22 protein-coding genes are annotated in these 20,181 nt (G+C 73.0%); 9 read left to right on the top strand and 13 right to left on the bottom strand.

Features of this window, described 5'->3' with window-relative positions; all coding sequences use genetic code 11:
• Nucleotides 1-76: 76 nt before the first annotated feature.
• The 3 genes from ABD126_RS36080 to ABD126_RS36070 all read left to right on the top strand — a co-directional run bounded on the left by ABD126_RS36080 (nt 77) and on the right by ABD126_RS36070 (nt 5,077).
• Nucleotides 77-2,827, top strand: a complete 2,751-nt coding sequence (locus ABD126_RS36080) for a glycosyl hydrolase (protein WP_343939653.1) — start codon at nt 77-79, stop codon at nt 2,825-2,827.
• 43 nt (nt 2,828-2,870) lie between these two features.
• Complete coding sequence (locus ABD126_RS36075; protein ID WP_343939651.1) at nt 2,871-3,803, top strand: DUF1996 domain-containing protein; 933 nt, start codon at nt 2,871-2,873, stop codon at nt 3,801-3,803.
• Nucleotides 3,804-4,360: 557 nt separating this feature from the next.
• Nucleotides 4,361-5,077, top strand: coding sequence for a DUF6319 family protein (locus ABD126_RS36070; RefSeq protein WP_343939649.1), 717 nt, complete (start codon nt 4,361-4,363; stop codon nt 5,075-5,077).
• A 347-nt stretch (nt 5,078-5,424) separates the two neighbouring features.
• On the opposite strand, the gene ABD126_RS36065 is transcribed toward ABD126_RS36070, so the two are convergent.
• Nucleotides 5,425-6,963 (bottom strand): alpha/beta fold hydrolase, encoded by a 1,539-nt coding sequence (locus tag ABD126_RS36065; protein ID WP_343939647.1) that lies wholly within the window; start codon nt 6,961-6,963, stop codon nt 5,425-5,427.
• 99 nt (nt 6,964-7,062) lie between these two features.
• On the opposite strand from ABD126_RS36065, the gene ABD126_RS36060 reads away from it, so the two are divergent.
• Nucleotides 7,063-7,983: an EamA family transporter gene (locus ABD126_RS36060; RefSeq protein ID WP_425542946.1), complete on the top strand. Its 921-nt coding sequence runs from the start codon at nt 7,063-7,065 to the stop codon at nt 7,981-7,983.
• 15 nt (nt 7,984-7,998) lie between these two features.
• The gene (locus ABD126_RS36055; RefSeq protein WP_343939645.1) at nt 7,999-8,436 is read left to right on the top strand and encodes a DUF1801 domain-containing protein; all 438 of its coding nucleotides are present in this window, start codon (nt 7,999-8,001) and stop codon (nt 8,434-8,436) included.
• A gap of 10 nt (nt 8,437-8,446) precedes the next feature.
• On the opposite strand, the gene ABD126_RS36050 is transcribed toward ABD126_RS36055, so the two are convergent.
• From ABD126_RS36050 to ABD126_RS36005, 10 genes are all read right to left on the bottom strand, one after another.
• Nucleotides 8,447-8,899 carry a hypothetical protein gene (locus tag ABD126_RS36050; protein ID WP_343939643.1) on the bottom strand — a complete coding sequence of 151 codons (453 nt, stop codon included), beginning with the start codon at nt 8,897-8,899 and terminating at the stop codon, nt 8,447-8,449.
• 43 nt (nt 8,900-8,942) lie between these two features.
• The gene (locus ABD126_RS36045; RefSeq protein ID WP_425542945.1) at nt 8,943-10,016 is read right to left on the bottom strand and encodes an ATP-dependent DNA ligase; all 1,074 of its coding nucleotides are present in this window, start codon (nt 10,014-10,016) and stop codon (nt 8,943-8,945) included.
• A gap of 43 nt (nt 10,017-10,059) precedes the next feature.
• The gene (locus ABD126_RS36040; protein WP_343939639.1) at nt 10,060-10,587 is read right to left on the bottom strand and encodes an alkaline shock response membrane anchor protein AmaP; all 528 of its coding nucleotides are present in this window, start codon (nt 10,585-10,587) and stop codon (nt 10,060-10,062) included.
• Nucleotides 10,584-11,144, bottom strand: a complete 561-nt coding sequence (locus ABD126_RS36035; protein ID WP_343939637.1) for a DUF6286 domain-containing protein — start codon at nt 11,142-11,144, stop codon at nt 10,584-10,586. The genes ABD126_RS36040 and ABD126_RS36035 overlap by 4 nt, the downstream gene beginning before the upstream one ends.
• Nucleotides 11,145-11,147: 3 nt before the next feature.
• On the bottom strand, nt 11,148-11,429 hold the full coding sequence (locus tag ABD126_RS36030) for an Asp23/Gls24 family envelope stress response protein (RefSeq protein WP_343939635.1): 282 nt from the start codon (nt 11,427-11,429) through the stop codon (nt 11,148-11,150).
• Nucleotides 11,426-11,602: a hypothetical protein gene (locus ABD126_RS36025; protein WP_343939633.1), complete on the bottom strand. Its 177-nt coding sequence runs from the start codon at nt 11,600-11,602 to the stop codon at nt 11,426-11,428. Before ABD126_RS36025 ends, ABD126_RS36030 begins: the two co-directional genes overlap by 4 nt.
• An 11-nt stretch (nt 11,603-11,613) precedes the next feature.
• Nucleotides 11,614-11,823 carry a hypothetical protein gene (locus tag ABD126_RS36020; RefSeq protein WP_343939631.1) on the bottom strand — a complete coding sequence of 70 codons (210 nt, stop codon included), beginning with the start codon at nt 11,821-11,823 and terminating at the stop codon, nt 11,614-11,616.
• Nucleotides 11,820-12,074 (bottom strand): hypothetical protein, encoded by a 255-nt coding sequence (locus ABD126_RS36015; RefSeq protein ID WP_343939629.1) that lies wholly within the window; start codon nt 12,072-12,074, stop codon nt 11,820-11,822. The genes ABD126_RS36020 and ABD126_RS36015 overlap by 4 nt, the downstream gene beginning before the upstream one ends.
• Nucleotides 12,074-12,520, bottom strand: coding sequence for an Asp23/Gls24 family envelope stress response protein (locus ABD126_RS36010; protein ID WP_343939627.1), 447 nt, complete (start codon nt 12,518-12,520; stop codon nt 12,074-12,076). Before ABD126_RS36010 ends, ABD126_RS36015 begins: the two co-directional genes overlap by 1 nt.
• 78 nt (nt 12,521-12,598) lie before the next feature.
• The gene (locus tag ABD126_RS36005) at nt 12,599-13,336 is read right to left on the bottom strand and encodes a pyrimidine reductase family protein (RefSeq protein WP_343939742.1); all 738 of its coding nucleotides are present in this window, start codon (nt 13,334-13,336) and stop codon (nt 12,599-12,601) included.
• Nucleotides 13,337-13,375: 39 nt separating this feature from the next.
• Here ABD126_RS36005 and zapE point away from each other — a divergent pair, with 39 nt between their 5' ends.
• From zapE to ABD126_RS35990, 3 genes are read left to right on the top strand one after another with little or no spacing between them, the layout of a single operon-like run.
• A complete protein-coding gene (zapE, locus tag ABD126_RS36000; RefSeq protein ID WP_343939625.1) occupies nt 13,376-14,383 on the top strand; it encodes a cell division protein ZapE in 1,008 nt (335 codons plus the stop codon).
• 36 nt (nt 14,384-14,419) lie between these two features.
• A complete protein-coding gene (locus ABD126_RS35995) occupies nt 14,420-14,662 on the top strand; it encodes a DUF3040 domain-containing protein (RefSeq protein WP_343939622.1) in 243 nt (80 codons plus the stop codon).
• A 37-nt stretch (nt 14,663-14,699) separates the two neighbouring features.
• Nucleotides 14,700-16,328: an ABC-F family ATP-binding cassette domain-containing protein gene (locus ABD126_RS35990; RefSeq protein WP_343939620.1), complete on the top strand. Its 1,629-nt coding sequence runs from the start codon at nt 14,700-14,702 to the stop codon at nt 16,326-16,328.
• Between the two features lie 100 nt (nt 16,329-16,428).
• Here the strand turns inward: ABD126_RS35990 and ABD126_RS35985 are convergent, their stop codons facing one another.
• A complete protein-coding gene (locus tag ABD126_RS35985) occupies nt 16,429-17,802 on the bottom strand; it encodes a DUF2252 domain-containing protein (RefSeq protein WP_343939618.1) in 1,374 nt (457 codons plus the stop codon).
• 76 nt (nt 17,803-17,878) lie between these two features.
• Nucleotides 17,879-19,096 (bottom strand): ornithine--oxo-acid transaminase, encoded by a 1,218-nt coding sequence (gene rocD / locus ABD126_RS35980; protein WP_343939616.1) that lies wholly within the window; start codon nt 19,094-19,096, stop codon nt 17,879-17,881.
• Nucleotides 19,097-19,237: 141 nt separating this feature from the next.
• Between rocD and ABD126_RS35975 the strand changes: the two genes are divergently transcribed.
• Nucleotides 19,238-20,107: a PPK2 family polyphosphate kinase gene (locus ABD126_RS35975; protein ID WP_343939614.1), complete on the top strand. Its 870-nt coding sequence runs from the start codon at nt 19,238-19,240 to the stop codon at nt 20,105-20,107.
• Nucleotides 20,108-20,181: the final 74 nt, after the last annotated feature.

The raw sequence follows: 20,181 nt of genomic DNA, 5'->3' as shown, positions 1-20,181 counted from the left end.
CGTAGACAGCCGGCAACACGGGGTTTACCGTACGCAACACGTGAGAGCGCTCTCACCGATGCTCGGGAGGTCCCCTGTGCGTTTCCTACGCCTCGCCGTGCCCGCCCTGCTCGTCGCGGCCCTGGCCCCGTTCGTCCTGCCCGGACCGGCCAGTGCCGTACCCGTGGGCGCGGGCAGTTACGCCGCGTCCAGGCCGGCCGGCACCCAAGGTCCCGTCGACTCGTCCGGTCAGGCGCTGACCCCGAAGGTCACCGCGCGGATGGCCGGGAAACCCGTGCCCACCAACGACTGGTGGTCGTCGCTGGTGTTCCAGCGCTACCCGGGCAACCCGTACTCCGAGAACATGTACGCCCACCCGCTGACCTTCCACGCGGCGGCCCAGGGCCTCGGCGTCGGCTACCCGACCAGTCCGACCGTCACGCCGGACGGCCGGTTCTACGAGTTCATGCACCGCGACGACCTGTTCGTCGGCGTCGCCGGCCTGAACGCGCCGCGCACGCAGGTCGACGGCTGGTCCGACTGGACGGTCAGTCCACTGTGGACCGACGGCGCGCGCACCCTGCGCACCACCATCGGCCACGGCTCCCCGTACGTCTACGCGGAGGCCACCGGCGGCCTCGCGCGCGTCGGCTTCAACGGGACGACCACGGTCTGGAGCAACACCGGCACCACCCTCGGCGTCACGGTCAACGGCCACGACTACGCCCTGTTCAGCCCCAGCGCCTGGACCCTGACCGGCACCGCCGAGGCCACCGCGAACGCCGCGTTCTTCTCCGTCGCCGTCCTGCCCTCGCGCGACGCCCTGCCGCTGTTCCAGCGCTACGCCTTCTCCTTCGTCACCGACACCAAGGTCTCCTGGACCTACGACACCGCCGCCGCCCAGCTCACCGCCACCTACACCGCCGCCACGACCGCTCGCCAGGGCACCCAGACCGGCACCCTGCAGGCGCTCTACCGGCACCAGTGGCTGCACTCCACCGACGCCGTCACCCCGTACCGCTACACCTCGCCGCGCGGCGAGATGCGGCTGCGCGAGGGCGCGTCCTTCACCACCCGCACCGCGTTCAACGGCGTCCTGCCCGCCCTGCCGCTGTCCACGCGGGCCGACCAGAACCGGCTGCGCGCGGAGATCGACCAGGAGTTGAACGCCGCCGACCCGTGGAAGGGCGCGGTGGACACGTACTGGACCGGCAAGGCCCTGTGGCGGCTGGCCGCCCTGGCGCGGGTGGCGAACCAGATCGGCTACACCGCCGGCCGCGACCGCCTGCTGACCCTGGTCCGCGACCGCCTCACCGACTGGCTCACGGCGGGTTCCGGCGAGACCGAGCGCCACTTCGCCTACGACGCCACATGGGGCACGCTCATCGGCTACCGCGCCTCCTACGGCTCCGACCAGGAGCTCAACGACCACCACTTCCACTACGGCTACTACGTCCTGGCCGCCGCCGTCCTCGCGCAGCACGACCCGGCGTGGGCGTCGGACTCCCGCTACGGCGGCATGGTCAAGCTGCTGGTCAAGGACGCCAACAACTACGACCGCGGCGAGACGCGGTTCCCGTTCCTGCGCCACTTCGACGCCTACGCGGGCCACGGCTGGGCGTCCGGGCACGCGGGTTTCGCGCACGGCAACAACGAGGAGTCCTCGTCCGAGGCGATGATGTTCGCCACCGCCGCCGTGCTGTTCGGCCAGGCCACCGGTGACACCGCGCTGCGCGACGCGGGCATCTACCTGCACACCACGCAGGAGACCGCGATCGGGCAGTACTGGTTCGACAAGGACAACGCCGTCTTCCCGTCCGCCTACGGCCACGACACGCTCGGCATCGTGTGGGGCGCGGGCGGCACCTACGGCACGTGGTGGACCGCGAACCCCGAGGAGATCCACGGCATCAACATGCTCCCGATCACCGGCGGGTCGCTCTACCACGCGGCGTGGAAGTCCGACATCACGCAGAACGTCACCGAGCTGCGCGCCAACAACGGCGGCCCCGAGGTGGAGTGGAAGGACGTCATCCTCCAGTTCCTGGCGCTCGCCGACCCGGCGCAGGCCCTGTCCGCGTACGGGTCGGGCCCCGAACCCGAACCCGGCGACTCCCGCGCCCACGCCTACCACTGGCTGACCGCGCTGGACACCTACGGAACACCGGACACGTCCGTCACCGCGAACAACCCCACGCACGCGGTGCTGTCCAAGAACGGCGCGCGGACGTACGTCGCCTACAACCCGACGGCGAGCGCGGTCACGGTGACGTTCTCCGACGGGCAAACGCTTGCCGTCCCCGCCGGCGCGACCGCCTGGCGCGGCCCGCTGGGCTCGGGCACCGACTCCGGCTCCGGCACCACCCCCACGACGACCACCACGACCACGACGACGACGACAACCACGACGACCACCACCACCGCGCCGCCCGTCTCCCGTGACGCGTTCTCGACCATCCAGGCCGAGTCGTACGACCAGCAGAACGGCCTGGCGACCGAGACCACCGCCGACACCGGCGGCGGCTCGAACCTCAGCCACATCGCCAACGGCGACTGGGCCCTGTACCGGGGCGTGGACTTCGGCACCCGCACCGCCCGCCAGTTCTCCGCCCGGGTCGCCAGCGGCGCGGCGGGTGGCGTCAGCGGTCTGGTGGAGGTCCGGCTGGGCAGCCCCACCGGGACCGTGCTGGGCAGCTTCGCCGTCGCCGACACCGGCGGGTGGCAGAGCTGGCGGACGGTCCCGGCGAACATCACCGGCGTCACCGGCCGCCACGACGTGTACCTGACCTTCACCAGCGGCCAGCCCGCCGACTTCGTGAACGTCAACTGGCTCACCTTCGCCCAGTAGCACCCCGCCGCCGCATCCCGCTGAAGTTGGAAGGGAGAGGCACATGCACGTCCGAACACGCGGCTCGATCGGGGCGGCGGCGGTAGCCGTCGCGGTCGTCCTGATCGGGGCCGTGGTCGGCCTCCGGCCGGCCGGCGCGAACCACGTCGACCACAGCGGCCACCCCGGCGCGCCCGACGCGGCCCAGTCCGCGGCGATCCAGGCGCAGCCGGGGGCCCTGGCGGCCTCGGAGTTCCGCGCCAACTGCCGCGCGAGCCACCGGGCCGGGCACGACCCGATCATCTACCCGGGTCAGCCCGGTGTCTCGCACATCCACGAGTTCTTCGGCAACCGGTCCACCAACGCCGGCTCCACCTACACCTCGCTGCGCGCGGCGGGCACCACGTGCGACCCGGTGGTGGACCTGTCGGCGTACTGGGTGCCCACGCTGTACCAGAACGGGGTGCCGGTCGCGCCGGAGAGCGTGACGGTGTACTACCAGGGCATCCACGACATGCAGCGGGCCGTGGTGCCGCCCGCGAACCTGCGGTACGTCGTGGGCAACGCGCGGGCGACCAGCCCGGACCAGAACCCGTCCGCGCGGTGGTCGTGCACCACGCAGTCGCCGTCCAGCCGGGACTTCATGAACTGCCCGCCGGGCACGAAGCTGGAGACCTACCTGGACTTCCCGACCTGCTGGAACGGCCGGGACCTGGACAGCGGGAACCACAAGGACCACATCGTGTTCTGGAACGGGTCCTGCCCGTCGACGCACAACGTGGTCCTGCCCAGGCTGGAGTTCCTGATCACCTACCCGGTCAACGGCGGCGGCCTGTCCCTGGGCGGGACGGTCAACGGCGTCAACGTGACGACCGCGCCGGGCTACACCTTCCACGGGGACTTCATCAACGCGTGGGACCAGGGTGAACTGGAGCGGAGGGTGCGCAACTGCATCAACGCGGGCCGCATCTGCGGCACCAACGGGAACCCGATCTAGCCCGACCCCGGCCGACTGCCCGCCGAAGGTGGGCAGTCGGCCCCACCCGCGGCAGGCGGGCGGTCGCTCTTCCGCCGCAGGCGGGGCAGTTGCTCTTCCGCCGAAGGCGGTCCGCCGCAGGCGGGGGCAACTGGGGCTCGTGCGGGGTGGCCTGGGTGGGGGCGGGCGGGCGGAACGCCCGAAGCGACAAAGCCGAGACGCCCTGCCGACCCCCGCCACCCCCGCACCGCCAACACAACCCGCCCACCCGCCACCTCGCGCCACCCCGCCGACACCGCCCCGCCACCCGCGCCGCCCCGCCACCCGCGCCGCCCAACCACCCGCGCCGCCGATGCCGCGCGCCGGCCCGCGCCGCCACCGCGGCCCACCACCGCCAACCCCGCGCCGACCGCCCCACCACCCCGCGTCCCCACCCACCTCCAGTCCACTGTGGACCGACGCCGCCCCTTGCGTTCACCACCCCCCGGCCGCACAGTTGGGGCACGAGCCCGCGGGATTGTCGGTGCCGTAGGGCAAGCTGCACGCTGACCGATCTTGTACGCAGCGGAGGTGCCCCCATGGTGAAGGCGAAGCAGAAGTCACTCTCCCCGGAGGACCTCGACCACCTGCGCTCCGAACTCGCCGAGGGGCGTCCCCCGATGGTCTGGTTCACCGCCGCCGCCGTCGGGGTGGAGGCGGGCCGGTCGGCCAAGGTGCTCGCGTTCACCGAGCCGGAGGAGGGCGACTTCATCCAGGTCCGCCCCACCGGGGCCAAGGACGAGTTGTCGTTCTCGCCCGGAGAGTTGACCCTGGAGAAGCCCGCCCCGCGCAAGAAGGCCCCGGCGACCGCGGCCCCGGCCAAGCCCGCCGCCGAGACCCCGACACCCGAGCCCGCCCCGATCGAGTACCCCTACGAACCGGAGCCGAGACCAGTGCCCGCCAAGACGACCCCGAAGCCCGCGACCCCCAAACCCGCCGAGACCAAGCCGGAGGCCAGGCCCGCCCGCCCGGCGGCCCGCAAGCAGGCGAAGCCCGCCGAGGTCACCGTCACGCTCACCTCCACGGCCGAGGGGGAGTGGACGGTCGACGTGCAGACCGGCGCCAAGCGGGTCCTCAAGGGCGCGCCGGTCGCGGCCTCGGCGGTGGCTCAGGCGGCGAAGTTGCTGCCGCCCGAGGTGGACGAAGCGGTCGAAGGGGTATTGAGTGCCGCTCGGGAACGGCACCTGGCCCGGGTCGAACAACTGCGCGCCGAGTTGGAAGCCGCCCAACGGGCATTGGACGAGCTGACCGGCTGAAAATGCCGACACGCAGTGCGACATTCTGATGATAAATGGTGAGCGATCGGGTGACAGCACTTCCCCTGCCCGGCGGTAGGGCGCACCGTGGTGCCCGTCATACCTTGCCAGTGCTGGATGTCCGCGCGATCACGGGGAGGCCATGATGGCGGTAGAGATCACGACGGCCGAGCAGGCCCAGCTGAGCGGTTGCGGCTGCTGCGGCGGCTGCACCGGTCCCGGCTGCGGGTGCTGCTCAAGCTGTTGACCCGACCGGCAGGAGCACGAAAAGGGGTCCCGCGCCAACCGGCGCGGGACCCCTTTCTCGCATATCACCGCGAAATTCGTATTGATACCCGAGTAATCGATCAGGGCGGGCAGACGGTGCCGCCGGCGGGCACTTTCGCATTCGCCAGGAAATCGTGCGCGGCGGCCGTCGCGCAGGCCGACTGCCCGAGCGCGCCGTGCCCGCTGCCCTGCCAGCCGACCAGCACCCCCGCGGGCAACGCCTGCGCCGCCCGCTCGGTGCCGCCCTGCGGCGTCACCGGGTCGTTGGCCGTGCTGATCACCAGGATCGGCGGCGCGCTGCTCAGCTTGGGCACCTTCACCGCCTGCGGCACCGGGAACGGCCCGCACTCCAGCATCCGGCGCGCGAACCACGACCCGAACAGCGGGTGCTTGGCCCGCCAGTCCTCGGTCATCACCTTCACCCGCTCCGGCGGGATGCGGGTCGTCGTGTCGTTGCACGCGGTCACCAGCGCCGCGTCCAGCGTCGGCGGGTTGTCGTCGCGGTCCACCACGTGCCGCCGCACGAAGTCGGTCAGCGGCGCGGCGTTGCCGCCCTCGGCCGCCACGATCGCGTCCGCCAGCGCCGGCCAGCGCGACCGGTCGGCCAACCCCGCGAGCACCGCCGACACCGCCGTGCCCGCCGTCAGGTCGAGGTCGTTGCCGCGCAACGGCTTGTCCCGCAACTTGGTCAGCAACGCGGTGTACCGCTTCGTCGCGTCCGCGCCCAACGGGCACCCGCGCGCCACGCAGTCCTTCTCGAACGCGGTGAACGCCGCCTCCGCCGCGACCGCCCGCGCCTCGGCCACGCCGGGCACGTCCAGCGTCGGGTCCGGCGCCCCGTCGAACACCATCCGGCCGATCCGCTCCGGGTAGCGGCTCGCGTACATCGTCAGCACCCGCGACCCGTCGCCCACGCCGATCGCGTTGAGCACGCCGACGCCCAGCGCCTCGCGCAGCTGCTCCAGGTCCGCCGACGCCCGCCACGAGTCCACGGCGGTCAGCTTGTTCTCCAGGTCCAGCACGCACTCGTGGCTGGCCCGGCCGACCCACTCCAGCAGGTCGTCCTGGTCGGCGGAGTCCGGGTCGGACTCGACGATCCCGACCCGCGCCACCTCCGGCACGCACTGCACCGGGTCGGACTTGCCGGTGCCCCGCCGGTCCACGCCGATCAGGGTGAACGTGCTCAGCGTCTCCGGCGGCAGCGACGCGGCCAGCCGCGCCGCCTTCAGCGTGCCCGGCTCGCCGTCCGCGTCGCCGACCACGACCAGCGGGCTGCCGCCGGTGCCGACCCGCAGCAGCGCCAGGCCCAGGCTGCCCCGCCCGGGTCGCCCGGTCGTGTCCAGCTTGACCGTCAGCCGCGCGCACTCGTAGGTCTGGTCGCCGGCCGGCGCGGTGGCGCCCATGCGCAGCTTCGTGGTCTCCGTGCACTGCGACCAGGACAGCTGCGTGTCGTAGTTCTCCAGCGGCGGGACGTCGCGCGGCCCGCTCGGCCGCGCCGACTCGGTGGGCTGGGTGTCCCCGCGCACCGCTATCACCGGGCGCGTGGAGGGCCCCGCGCTGCACGCGGTCAGCGCGCTCAGGGCCACCAGCAACATGGCGGCGTGACGCCGACGCGGCACTTGTCGTCCCTGCCTTCCACACGATCTCGCGGTCTCCGGGTGTCCGGTGCAGAGCCTCACACAAAACCCGTGAGACTTCGGTGAGCGGGCCGGGTGAGAATGGCCGACGTGGTCATGGCGCACATCGAAGGCATGCCCGAGCGGCGGCTCCCCTCGTCCGGGCCGTTCGCGGCCGTAGCACGCGCGTACGGCGCCATCCCGCCACCGGCGCTGGTGCTGCTGGGCGTGATCAGCGTCCAGGTCGGCGCGGCGGTGGCCAAGCAGCTGTTCACGCTGGCCGGCGCGGCGGGCACGGTGACGCTGCGGCTCGCGCTCGCCGCCGTGATCCTGCTGCTGGTGTGGCGGCCGTCGCTGCGGCTGGACCGGCACACGCTCCTGGTCGTCGCCGGGCTGGGCTCGGTGCTGGGCGTGATGAACCTGACCTTCTACCAGGCCATCGAGCGCATCCCGCTGGGCGCGGCGGTGACCATCGAGTTCCTCGGGCCGCTCGCGGTGGCCGTGATCGGGTCGCGGCGCTGGCTGGACGGGCTGTGGGCGCTGCTGGCCGCGGTCGGCGTCGTGCTGCTGACCAGGGCCGACGGCGGCCTGGAGCTGGGCGGCGTGCTGTTCGCGCTGGCCGCGGGCGCGTGCTGGGCGGGCTACATCCTGCTCACCGCCGCGCTGGGCAGCCGCACCTCCGACGGCAAGGGCCTGGCCCTGGCGATGGTGTTCGGCGCGCTGGTGGCGCTGCCGTTCGGCGTGGCCGAGGCGGGCACGGCGCTGCTCGACCCGGTCGTGCTGATCGCCGGCACGGCCGTGGCGCTGATGTCGTCGGTCGTCCCGTACTCGCTGGAGCTGGAGGCGCTGCGGCGCATCCCGCCGCGCGTGTTCGGCATCCTGATGAGCCTGGAGCCCGCGGTGGCGGCCGTCGCCGGTTTGCTCCTGCTGCACGAAGCGCTGCGTCCCGCACAATGGGTGGCGGTGTGTTGCGTGGTGCTCGCCTCGGTCGGCGCCACGCGGAGTGCGCGGCCGGAGGCTTAGCGGAGGTCAGTGGTGGTGCGCAGCCAGGCGTCGACGGTCGAGGCCTACCTGGACGAGCTGCCCGCCGACCGGCGGGAGGCCGTCGCCGCCGTGCGGGCCGTCGTCCTCGCGAACCTGCCCGAGGGGTACGAGGAGGCGATGGCCTGGGGCATGATCACCTACTCCGTGCCGCTGAGCCGCTCCGGCAAGACCTACAACGGCCAGCCGCTGGGGTACGTGGCGCTGGCCGCGCAGAAGAACCACCTCTCGCTCTACCTGATGGGCGTGTACGGCGACCGCGAGCAGGAGTTCCGGGCCGAGTTCGAGGCGACCGGGCGCAAGCTGGACATGGGCCGCAGCTGCGTGCGGTTCCGGAAGGCGGACGACCTGCCGCTGGACGTCATCGGGCGCGAGGTGGCCCGCCACTCCGTGGACGACTTCCTGGCCAAGGTGCGGGCCGCGCGCGGCGGGTGAGCCCCCGGGCCTACTGCCGGCCGGTCTCCTCCTTGGTGATCTCCTCCTTGCCCAGGTGGCCGTCCACCAGCTCACGCCCCCGCGCCTCGAACATCTCCGCGTAGAGCGCCGAGTACTTCTCGTAGACGGCCTTCGCGTCCGGGCTGTCGGTCACCTCGGCGCGGAACTGGTCGCGCAGGCGGCGCATGTTGTTGACGTCCGCCCGGCGCTTCTGGCTGTGCAGGTAGGGCTTGAAGGTCACGTTCAGACCGCCCACCACCGCCGCGACCAGCAACAACGTCTTGCCCAGGACGGTCTCGGAGGACGTGAACCCCACCGCCAGCACGGCCGGCACGAGCACCAGCACGATCGTGTAGAACACGCCCACCGTCCGGTGCACGTGACGCCACCGGGTGAGGGCGCGGCAGTCCTTCGCCATCCGGTCGTCGAGTTCCTGGACCAGCGCTTCGACAGTCGTCGCCACGGCGGACAACGGTAGCGGGCCGATCTTGCCGGCGGGGTGGTTTTCAGGCGGGACGGACCTCGCCGCGCAGCACCGACTCGACGTCGTAGCGGGCGGGCTGGTCGAGCTGGTCGTAGCGGCACGACGCCGGCTCGCGGTCCGGGCGCCAGCGGCGGAACTGGCCGTTGTGGCGCAGCCGGACCGGTTGCGCGCCCTCGGTCTGGGAGTACGCGATCTCCAGCACGCGCTCGGGGCGCAGCGGGACCCAGTCGGCCTGCTTGCTGCGCCAGCGGTTGATCTCGCCGGGCAGGCGGCGGCCGTCCGGCTCGACCAGCCACGGGTGGTCGTCGGTGGTGATCAGCGGCGTCAGCTCCGCGGCGAGCGCTCGGCGTTCGGCCGCCTTGAAGGAGCCGACGACGCCCACGTGGTTGAGGGCGCCGTTGTCGTCGTACAGGCCCAGCAGCAGGGAGCCGACGGCGGTGCCGGGCTCGGTGTCCTTGTGCCAGCGCAGGCCGCCGACCACGCACTCGGCGGTGCGGGCGTGCTTGACCTTGACCAGCGTGCGCTTGCCCGGCGTGTACGGGCTGCCGGCGGGCTTGCCGATGACGCCGTCCAGGCCCGCGCCCTCGAACAGGTCGAACCAGTGCCGGGCCAGCTCGGCGTCGGTGGTGGCGGGCGTGAGGTAGAGCGAGTCGCCCGGGGTGACCAGCTCCTCCAGCCGCGCGCGGCGCCGGGTGGTGGGCTCGTCGAGGTGGACGGTGTCGCCGGTGGCCAGCAGGTCGAACGCCACGAACGCGGCCGGGGTGCGGGCGGAGAGCAGCTTGACGCGGCTCTCGGCCGGGTGGATGCGCTCGGACAGGGCGTCGAAGTCGAGCTTGTCGTCCTTGGCGACCACCAGTTCGCCGTCCACCACGACCCGGTCGGGCAGGGTGCGCAGCAGCGCGGCCACGGCCTCCGGGAAGTACCGGTTGAGCGGCTTGCCGCTGCGCGACTGGAGCACGACCTCGTCGCCGTCGCGGAACACCAGGCAGCGGTAGCCGTCCCACTTGGGTTCGAACACCCAGCCGTCGCCGGCGGGGACCTCGTCCACCGAGTTGGCGAGCATGGGCTGGACGGGCGGGTTCAGCGGAAGCACCACGCGCGCCATCCTGCCTGGTGACGCCGGTCGGCGCACGCCGTTCTCAGCGGACGCGCCGCTTGGCGCGGGCGGCCAGGTCCAGCCGGACGGCGGCGGGCAGCGCGGGGACGTCGAGCGCGTCGCGGGCGCGGGTGAGCACGCCTTCCAGGTCCTGCCAGACGCGGCGGACGTCGGCGCCCTGCCGCAGGGTGAGCGTCACGCGCAGCGCGGGCGCGCCGATCACCTTCACCCGCGCGGCGGTGACCCCGCGGACCTGCGCGGCGTCGGTCTGCACGGCCTGGGCCAGGGCGTCCGCGGTGACCGTCAGGCCGTGCTCCAACTCCAGGTCCGGGTGCCGTTCGGGGGTCAGGGCCCGCCACGCCCACCGCAGGCCGACCACGACCGCCGCGACCCCGAGGACCAGCGCGCCGATCCGCAGCCACAGCAGGTGGGGGCGTAGCGGGCCCAGGTCCGTGACCGGGCGGTCGATCCCCAGCAGGTTGAGGGTGAGCGCGCCCGCGCCGGCCAGCAGGACCAGGGCGCCGAGCAGGGTCGCGCAGACGCGTTCCGTGCGGTACGAGCGGGCGATCACGGGCGGTCCTCCGCGGCGCGTTGCTTGAGGGGCCGGTCCTGGAAGGGGCGGTCCTTGGGGGAGTGGACGACGACCGACACCTTCGGGTGGTGCGGCATGGGCAGGTTCGCGACGGCCTCGCGCGCGACCTCCAGCAGCCGGGGCCGCAGGGTGGCCTCGTCGTGCAGGCCGCTGGTCGCGCGGACGTGCACGCGCCGCTTGGACGCGGTCACCGACGCGCCGGTCACGCCGTCCTCCGCGCGCACCCGGTGGCCGACGACCCGCGCCAGCGCGGTGGGCGTCGTGGCGACGACGATGCCCTCGGCGGGGGAGTGCAGGCGCACGAAGGTCCGCCGGGCGAGCGCCGCGAGCACCAGCAGCAGGACGCCGGCGGCGATGGTCAGCAACGCGACCGCCCGCACCCGGTCGTCGGTCCACCGCAGGCCGTCCAGCCGGTGCCACGGCACCAGGTGCCCACGCCCGGACCAGTGCCAGGCGACCTCCGCGACCAGCAGCAGCCCGGCGGCGGCCACCGCCAGGCCGAGCACCGGGGACAGCACCCGCAGCAGCACGCGCACGGCTCACTCCACTCGCGATCGGGGCTCGGACACCAGCGCGGACACCGTCACGTCGACCCCGCGCACCCGGTACCCGGTGATCCGCTGGACCTCCTCGGTGACCGCGCGCCGCACCTCGGACGCCGCCGCGCGGACCCGCACCGGGTACGGCAGGGCCAGCCGCACGGCCACGTCCACGTAGTCGTCCTCCCCGGTCACCTTCACCGAGGCCCCGGGACCGGCCGCCCGCGCCGCCACCTTGCGCACCACCGACGGGTGAACTTCGAGGGTGCCGCGGTCGTTCACCGGTCCCGGCCCCGGCCGAACAGGTCGTTCAGGTCGAGCTGCCCGTCCAGCACGCGGCCGGCGACCAGCCCGATCACGCCCACCGCGAGCGTCACCAGGAACGCGGTGAACCCGGTCGTGGCGGCGAGGCCGAGGACCAGGCCCGCGAGCAGTCCGGTCTGGGTTGCGTTCATGCCTTGTGCTCCTAGTCCAGGACGCGCCGGGGGCGGCGCGTGAACAGCCGGGTCCACCAGGTCCGCCGCACCACGAAGACCGGCGCGTCGAACCGGCTGCCGGTGCCGTCGCGGCGGGCCGCGCGCAGGTCGGCGAGGCCCCGGGCGAAGAACTCCGGGTCGCCGCCGACGTCGGGGTGGTGCCGGCGGATGAAGGCGCGGATGTCGGCCCGGGTCGTCACGTCTGCTCCAGGTCGGCCACGGTGACGTCCACCGGCGCGTCCCCGGCGACCTCCCGGACCGCCGCGCGCAGCTCGGCGACCACCTCCGGGATCGGCCGGCCGGGCCGCAGCACGACCGACACGGACGTCCGCTCGGCCAGGCGCACCCCGTCCACGCGGCGGCCGGGCAGGTAGGAGGCGACACCGCCGTGCAGCCGCGCCACCGACGGGTGGGCGAGCAGCGCGGCCTCGACGCGTTCGGCGGGGTCCATCACTCGACCCGCGACTGCGCCTGCTCGCCGCCGTTCTCCTCGGGCAGGTGGATGTCGTTGACCGCGATGTTGACCTCGATGACCTCCAGCCCGGTGATCCGCTCGACGCTGGTGATCACGTTGCGCCGCACGGCCCGCGCGAGGTCCACGATCCCGGCCCCGTACTCGACCACGATGTCCAGGTCGATCGCGGCCTGCTTCTCCCCGACCTCCACGCTGACGCCGGTCGTGGTGGAGGTGCCCGCGCCGGGGATGCGCTCGATCAGCGCGCCGAACGCCCGCTGCACCCCGCCGCCCAGCGCGTACACGCCGGAGATCTCCCGCGCCGCGATGCCCGCGACCTTCTGCACCACCGAGGAGGCGATGATCGTCTTGCCCTGCGCCGTGTCGTCGGCCAGGCGGGCGGGCACGACATCCGGTTTCGCGGCCGTGTTCCGGTCAGCCATGGATGATCCTCTCCGAATCCGTTGTGCACCGGTTCGGATGCGGAGAGTGCCCAAGTCCTCACGGTGATGTGACGCGCATCACGTCCGGCGGTAGCGGAGGAGCAGGGCGCTCTCGTAGCGCAGCACCGACGCCAGCTCCATGTCGCGCGGCGCGTCGGGCAGCGGACCGGTGGCGATGCGGCCCGCGTCGCCGGCGGCCAGCAGCGGCGCGAACGTGATGCACAGCGCGTCCACCAGGTCCGCCGCGATGAGCGCGCCGAACAGCACCGGCCCGCCCTCGCAGTCCACCCGCCGCAGGCCGCGGTCGTCCAGCGCCTTGAGCGCCCGCCGCAGGTCCACCTCCTCCTCGCCCGCGACCACGACGTCCGCGCCCGCCTCGGCGAGGGCCTCGCGCCGCTCGACCGGGGCCGCCGACGTGGTGAGCACGATCGGCGGCACGGAGGTGGTCGAGACCAGCGGCGAGTCCGGGGTGATCGAGCACCGCGCGGTCACCACGGCGATCGGCGGCACCTCCGCCAGCCCCAGCCGGGCCCGGCGCTCGCGGCGCACCTCGCCCGCCCTGACCCCCTGGTAGCCCTCGACCAGGGCGGTGCCCGCGCCGACCAGGACGACGTCGGCCAGGTCGCGGCCCAGCGCGAACACCTTCTTGTCCGCCGGGTTGCCCAAGCCGCCGGACCTGCCGGCCACCGACACCGCGCCGTCGAGGCTGGAGATGAAGTTGACCTGCACCCACGGCCGGTCCAGGTCCGGCGGGTAGTCGTAGAGGCGTTCCAGCTCTGTGTCGGTGATCTCAGCGGCGGGTGGCGGCCACAACATCTGCACGTCCCCATCCCAGCACGCCGTTACGCTGCGGGCATGTCTGCCCCGCGCCTGTCCGACCGCGATCCCCGCGTCGACGCGGACGAACTGGTCGGGGCGATGGTCCCGCCGCCCCGCTTCGACGGGGTCCGCTTCGCCACCTACCTGCCCAACCCCGACGAGCCCAGCCAGGCCGCCGCGGTGCAGGCGTGCCGGGCGTTCGCCGAACGCGTCTCCGCCGCGGGCGCGGCCAAGGGGTTCTTCGGGTCGCTGTTCCGCCGGGCCGCCGAGGAGGGCAAGCCCGGCCTGTACCTCGACGGCGGGTTCGGCGTCGGCAAGACCCACCTGCTGGCCTCGCTGTGGCACGCCGTGCCCGGCCCCAAGGCCTACGGGACGTTCGTCGAGGTCACCAACCTGGTCGGCGCGCTGGGGTTCACCGAGACGGTCCAGCGGCTGTCCGGGCACAAGCTGCTCGCCATCGACGAGTTCGAGCTGGACGACCCCGGCGACACCATGCTGGTCACCCGCCTGATCAAGGAGCTGGCGGCGGCCGGCGTGGCGGTCGCGGCGACCTCCAACACGCTGCCGGACAAGCTCGGCGAGGGCCGGTTCGCGGCGGCGGACTTCCTGCGCGAGATCCAGTCCATGTCGGCCAAGTTCACCGTCGTGCGCGTGGACGGCCCGGACTACCGGCACCGCGGGCTGCCCGACGCGCCCGACCCGATGTCCGAGGAGGAGCTGCTGGCCAAGGCCGACAGCACCCCGGGCGCGACCCTGGACGACTTCGACGCGCTGTGCGCCCGGCTCGCCCAGATCCACCCCTCCCGGTACGGGCGGCTGCTCGACGGCGTGTCGGCGGTGTTCCTGCGCGGCGTGCGGCCCGCGCCCGACCAGGCCGTGGCGCTGCGCCTGGTCGCGTTCGGGGACCGGCTCTACGACCGGGACATCCCCGTGGCGGTGTCGGGCGAGGCGCTGTCGGAGCTGTTCACCGAGGAGATGCTGCGCGGCGGTTACCGCAAGAAGTACCTGCGCGCGGTGTCCCGGCTGGTCGCCCTTTCGCGCTAGTTTTGCCCGGTAGGCGCCGGGTATCCCACGCCCGTGATGAGCGATGCGGAACGCCGGACTCTGCGCGAGATCGAGCACAGACTGTCCGCGGACGCCCCCGACCTGGCCGGCGTGCTGGCCTCCGGTCGTCCGCGCCGCGTGACCTGTGCCCACGTCCTGGCCGCGGTCTTCGCGGTCCTGGGAGTGTTGCTGATGGTGCTGTCGGCGCTGGGGCCCGCGCTGGCGTCGTTCGGCTGCGCGGCGCTCGCGCTGCTGATGCGCGGCTACACCTGGCGGTAGAAAACCCGCTCGCTTCGCGGCGTGGTTCCGGGCGACCATGCCCGGCGTGGGATTCCTGGACGCGAACGGGCTCGCCTACCGCCTGCCGGACGGCCGCGAGCTGTTCCGCGACGTGTCGTTCAAGGTCGGCGCCAACGCGGTGGTGGCGCTGGTCGGCGCGAACGGCGTCGGCAAGACCACGCTGCTGCGCATCCTGTCCGGTGAGCTGACCCCGGCCGAGGGGTCCGTCCGGGTGCAGGGCGGCCTGGGCGTGATGCCGCAGTTCGTCGGCTCGGTGCGGGACGCCTCCACGGTCCGCGACCTGCTGCTGGCCGCCTCACCCCGGGTGCTGCGGGACGCGGCCCTGGAGCTGGACGCCGTCGAGCTGGCGTTGATGGAGACCGACGACGAGCCCACCCAGCTGCGCTACGCGGCGGCGCTGGCCAACTGGGGCGAGGCCGGCGGCTACGACGCCGAGGTGCTGTGGGACACCGTGACGGTCGCGGCCCTGGGCGTCCCGTTCGACCGGGCGCGGTTCCGCGAGGTGCGGACGCTGTCCGGCGGCGAGCAGAAGCGCCTGGTCCTGGAGGCGCTGCTGCGCGGTTCCGAGCAGGTGCTGCTGCTGGACGAGCCGGACAACTACCTGGACGTGCCGGGCAAGCGGTGGCTGGAGGAGCGGCTGGTCGAGACCGGCAAGGCCGTGCTGCTGGTCAGCCACGACCGGGAGCTGCTCGACGTCGCCGCCACGCACGTGGTGACCGTGGAGGCGCACTCGGCGTGGACGCACGTGGGTTCGTTCGGCACCTGGCACGCGGCGCGCGAGGCCCGCGTGGAGCGCTTGGCCGAACTGCACCGCCGGTGGGACGAGGAGCACGCGCGGCTCAAGGAGCTGGTGCGGACGTTGCAGGTGCAGGCGAAGATCAGCGAGGCGATGGCCCAGAAGTACCGGGCGATGAAGACGAGGCTGGCGAAGTTCGAGGAGGCCGGGCCGCCGCCGGAGCTGCCGTCGAGCGAGAAGGTGGCGCCGCGGTTGCGGGGCGGGCGGACCGGGGTGCGGGCCGTCACGTGCGCCGGGTTGGAGTTGAGCGGCTTGATGAAGCCGTTCGACGCGGAGGTGTTCTTCGGCGACCGCGTGGCGGTGCTGGGCTCGAACGGGTCGGGCAAGAGCCACTTCCTGCGCCTGCTGGGCGGTGCGGAGGTGGCGCACACGGGCGCGTGGAAGCTGGGCGCGCGGGTCGTGCCGGGGCTGTTCGCGCAGACGCACCAGCACCCGGAGTGGATCGGGCGGACGCTGGTGGACATCCTGTGGCACGGCGCGGAGGGCCGTCCGGGCCGCGACCGCGGGGCGGCGATGGCGGTGCTGGACCGGTACGGGCTGGCGAGGTCGGGGGACCAGCGGTTCGAGACGCTGTCGGGTGGGCAGCAGGCGCGGTTCCAGGTGCTGCTGCTGGAGCTGTCGGGGGCGACGTTGCTGTTGCTGGACGAGCCGACGGACAACCTGGACCTGAACTCGGCGGAGGCGCTTCAGGCGGCGCTGGCGCAGTTCACGGGCACGGTGGTGGCGGTGACCCACGACCGGTGGTTCGCGCGCTCGTTCGACCGGTTCCTGCTGTTCCGGTCGGACGGCGAGGTGGTGGAGGTGCCGGAGCCGGTGTGGGACGAGGAGCGCGTGCGCCGCGTCCGGTGACGCTCGCGCGGCGTTGCCTGCCGGCCTCGGCCAACGTCCCCGCCGGACTCCCGTCGCCACTGCGGAACCCGACCTCGCGCACGGACTCCATGACACCGTTCTACTCGACCAGCGCGGGCAGGCGGCCGGTCCTGACCGCCTTCACCAAGTCCTCGTGGTCGGCGGTGGTCTGGTCGGCGTAGTCGAACGCGTAGCGCGCGAAGGCGTCGTCCAACCCGTCGCCGTTCGCGCAGTAGCCCGCCAGCAGGCGCGGGTCCACCGAGCGCGAGTGCGCGCGGGCCAGCAGGGCGCCGGCGAAGCGGCCGTAGTCGTCCAGGTCGTCGCGCTTCAGCGTCGTCGCGTCGATCTCGCCCTTGCGGTTGCGGAACTGGCGGACGATGAACGGGCGGCCGTCGATGGTGGTCCAGCCGAGCAGGATGTCGGTCTCCGCCTGCACCAGCCGCGCCCCGTGCACGATCCGCTTGCCCTCGTGCCGGGCCTCCGGAACGGCCAGGAACGGGGCCAACGCCGACCGCCGCGCCTCCTTCGCCTGCAACACCAGGGCTTCGTCGCCGTTGCCGTGCAACAGGACCAGGTAGTTGCGCAACCCCACGCTGCCGGTGCCGACCACGCGGAACGCCACGTCCGACACGCCGTAGCGCATGATCAGGTTGTACCGCGACTCGCGCAGGGTGTCCACATAGGACGGAAGCGCGGCGACCACCGACGCGGCCTCGGCATCGGGGATGCGGCTCAGCACGGGCGGGTCCGCGATGAACCGCCAGTGCTCGCCCTCCCGCCGCGTCCACTTCGCCGCCACCTTCGCGCTGGTGTTCTTGCGCGCCTTGGACGCGGCCTTGGTGAACTCGTCCAGCAGGTCGTCGGCCTTCGTCTTGGTCAGCACGGACTCGTCGCCCAACGCCGACCACGACTCCAGGAACGGGATCTCCGCCAGGTGCCGCACCGCGCCCCGGTACGCGCGCACCGCGTCCGTGGCGGCGTCCCGGCACCCCTTCTCCGACACCCCGCCCTCGCGCCCGGCCAGCACCAGCGACGTCACCAGCCGCTTGAGGTCCCACTCCCACGGACCGGGCAGCGTCTCGTCGAAGTCGTTGATGTCCATGACGATCCGGCCCTCGGGCGTGCCGTACAGGCCGAAGTTCGCGGCGTGCGCGTCGCCGCACAGCTGGGCGTCCAGCCCACTGCGCGCGTCAACGGCGAGGTCGCCCGCCATGAGCCCCGCGCTGCCCCGGAAGAACGCGAACGGCGACGCCAGCATCCGCCCGACGCGCAACGGCACCAGGCCCGGCAGCCGCCCCTCGTTGGACGCCTCGATGAACTCGACCACCGACGGACGCCCCGGGGCGAGCTTCATCGTCCGGTGCGCCTCGTGCGGCACGACCGACCGCAGCGCGCGCCCCTCCGCGAGCACCTCTTCCGGCTCGGTCCAGCGTCCCAACGCGACCGCCGCCGCGGCCCGCCTCTGCTCACCCATAACCGCAATATCGCACGGGAATCCGCATTGATACGGTCCGTTCCCGCCCGTGGTCGAGCGGGAACAGACCGTCACGTCACCGGCTCAACACCGAGGCGATCGCGTCGACGCCCCGGTCCAGCTCCTCGCGCGTGATCACCAGCGGGGGAGCGACGCGCAGGGTGGTGTCCTGCGTCTCCTTGCACAGCACGCCCAGCCGGGCCAGCGCCTCGGACGCCTCGCGCCCGCGCGGCCCGCCCGGCGCGATCTCCACGCCCGCCCACAGCCCGCGCCCGCGCACCTCGGCCACCCCGTGCCCGACCAGCTCGCCCAGCCGCGCGTGCAGGTGCCCGCCCAGCTCGCGGGACCGCTCCTGGAACTCCCCGGTGGCCAGCAGCCGCACCACGGCCCGCCCGACCGCGCACGCCAGCGGGTTGCCGCCGAACGTGGACCCGTGCTCGCCCGGCCGCAGCACGCCCAGCACGGCCCGGCTGCCCACGACCGCCGACACCGGCATGATGCCGCCGCCCAGCGCCTTGCCCAGCGTGTAGAGGTCGGCCCGGACGCCCTCGTGGTCCAGCGCGAACAGCTCGCCGGTGCGGCCGAGGCCGGACTGGATCTCGTCGGCGATCAGCAGCACGTCGTGCTCGTCGCACAGCTCCCGGACGCCCGGCAGGTACCCGGCGGGCGGCACGACCACGCCCGCCTCGCCCTGGATCGGCTCGATCAGCACGGCGGCGGTCCGGTCGGTGATCGCGTCGCGCACGGCGTCCAGGTCGCCGTACTTCACGACCTTGAACCCCGGCGTGAACGGGCCGAAGTCGGCGCGCGCGGTCTCGTCGGTGGAGAAGGACACGATGGTGGTGGTGCGGCCGTGGAAGTTCGACCCGGCCACGACGATCTCGGCGGTGCCCTCGGGCACGCCCTTCACCCGGTAGGCCCACTTGCGGGCGACCTTGATCGCGGACTCGACGGCCTCCGCGCCGGAGTTCATCGCGAGCACCATCTCGGTGCCGGTCAGCTCGGCCAGCTCGCGGCAGAACGGGCCGAACTGGTCGTGGTGGAACGCGCGGCTGGTCAGCGTGACGCGGCCGAGCTGCTCGACCGCCGCCGCCACCAGGTCGGGGTGGCGGTGGCCGAAGTTGAGGGAGGAGTACCCGGACAGGAAGTCCAGGTAGCGGCGTCCCTCGACGTCGGTCACCCATGCGCCCTCGCCGTGGGAGATCACGACCGGCAGCGGGTGGTAGTTGTGCGTGCTCCACTGCTCGTCGAGTGCGATGAACTGCCCTGTGGTGGGAGCGGCGATGGCGGTCATGTCACCAGGCTAAGGGGCCTGCGCCAGCGATTTCATCCGGGGAGTGTTGCGTCTTCGCTAACTTCGTTGCGCAATTCAGCCTGATTGCGGCGATCCGTTGCGCAATGGGCGGCCGCAAGATCGCCCGGCTAGAGTTCGACGATGGCCAAGAAGTCGACGCAGGTCCAGTCGATTGGACAAGCCTTCCGCGTCGTCCCCGGCGAGTTCGACGTGGCGAAGATCGACCCGGGCGGTTCGCCGGTCGGGCCGCGGACCAAGACGGCCGCCGCGGCGGACATGGCCGAGGTCGGCGAGCAGCTCGACGCGCTCCAGGAGGCCCTGTACGCCGAGGGCTCGGGCGGCGGGCGGCGACGCGTGCTGCTGGTGCTCCAGGGCCTGGACACCTCGGGCAAGGGCGGCACGATCCGGCACGTCGCGGGCCTGGTGAACCCGCAGGGCCTGCACATCGCGTCGTTCAAGAAGCCGACGCCGGCCGAGCTGAAGCACGACTTCCTGTGGCGCATCCGCAAGCAGGTGCCCCCGCCGGGCCGCATCGGCGTGTTCGACCGCTCGCACTACGAGGACGTGCTGGTCGCCCGGGTGGACCAGTTGGTGCCGGCCGCCGAGTGGCGCAAGCGCTACGAGCTGATCAACGAGTTCGAGGCGGAGCTGGCCGAGGCGGGCGTGACGGTCGTCAAGTGCTTCCTGCACATCTCGCCCGAGCGGCAGCGGGAGCGGCTGATCGCGCGGCTGGAGGACCCGGCCAAGCGGTGGAAGTACAACCCCGGCGACATCACGGTGCGGGCGAAGTTCTCGCGGTACCTGCTCGCCTACCAGGACGCGCTGACCCGGTGCTCGACGCCCGCCGGGCCGTGGTTCGCCATCCCGTCGGACCGCAAGTGGTACCGGAACTGGGCGGTGGCCCGGATCCTGCTGGAAACGCTCCGGGAGGTGGCCCCGGTGCACCCCGAGCCCTCGTACGATCCACTGGTCGAGTTGGCTCGGCTGCGGGACGCCGATCCGTTGCGCTAGCCGCAATCTTCGTTGCGCCTATTGCCCTGTGCGAGTGGTCTAGTCCACTGTGGGACCTGCCGCGGGCACGGGCG

This window comes from Saccharothrix mutabilis subsp. mutabilis, assembly GCF_039521145.1.
GTDB lineage: Bacteria > Actinomycetota > Actinomycetes > Mycobacteriales > Pseudonocardiaceae > Actinosynnema > Actinosynnema mutabilis.
Note: the sequence above shows the minus strand (reverse complement) of the source record. Positions and strands in the feature narration are given on the sequence as shown.

What these genes read in the sequence shown, in the direction of transcription:
- ABD126_RS36075 (WP_343939651.1), top strand. Translation starts at nt 2,871, where the DNA reads ATGCACGTCCGAACACGCGGCTCGATCGGGGCGGCGGCGGTAGCCGTC.
- ABD126_RS36070 (WP_343939649.1), top strand. Translation starts at nt 4,361, where the DNA reads ATGGTGAAGGCGAAGCAGAAGTCACTCTCCCCGGAGGACCTCGACCAC.
- ABD126_RS36060 (WP_425542946.1), top strand. Translation starts at nt 7,063, where the DNA reads ATGGCCGACGTGGTCATGGCGCACATCGAAGGCATGCCCGAGCGGCGG.
- ABD126_RS36025 (WP_343939633.1), bottom strand. Translation starts at nt 11,602, where the DNA reads ATGAACGCAACCCAGACCGGACTGCTCGCGGGCCTGGTCCTCGGCCTC.
- ABD126_RS36015 (WP_343939629.1), bottom strand. Translation starts at nt 12,074, where the DNA reads ATGGACCCCGCCGAACGCGTCGAGGCCGCGCTGCTCGCCCACCCGTCG.
- ABD126_RS36010 (WP_343939627.1), bottom strand. Translation starts at nt 12,520, where the DNA reads ATGGCTGACCGGAACACGGCCGCGAAACCGGATGTCGTGCCCGCCCGC.
- ABD126_RS36005 (WP_343939742.1), bottom strand. Translation starts at nt 13,336, where the DNA reads ATGTTGTGGCCGCCACCCGCCGCTGAGATCACCGACACAGAGCTGGAA.
- zapE (WP_343939625.1), top strand. Translation starts at nt 13,376, where the DNA reads ATGTCTGCCCCGCGCCTGTCCGACCGCGATCCCCGCGTCGACGCGGAC.
- ABD126_RS35995 (WP_343939622.1), top strand. Translation starts at nt 14,420, where the DNA reads ATGAGCGATGCGGAACGCCGGACTCTGCGCGAGATCGAGCACAGACTG.
- ABD126_RS35990 (WP_343939620.1), top strand. Translation starts at nt 14,700, where the DNA reads ATGCCCGGCGTGGGATTCCTGGACGCGAACGGGCTCGCCTACCGCCTG.
- ABD126_RS35985 (WP_343939618.1), bottom strand. Translation starts at nt 17,802, where the DNA reads ATGGGTGAGCAGAGGCGGGCCGCGGCGGCGGTCGCGTTGGGACGCTGG.
- rocD (WP_343939616.1), bottom strand. Translation starts at nt 19,096, where the DNA reads ATGACCGCCATCGCCGCTCCCACCACAGGGCAGTTCATCGCACTCGAC.
- ABD126_RS35975 (WP_343939614.1), top strand. Translation starts at nt 19,238, where the DNA reads ATGGCCAAGAAGTCGACGCAGGTCCAGTCGATTGGACAAGCCTTCCGC.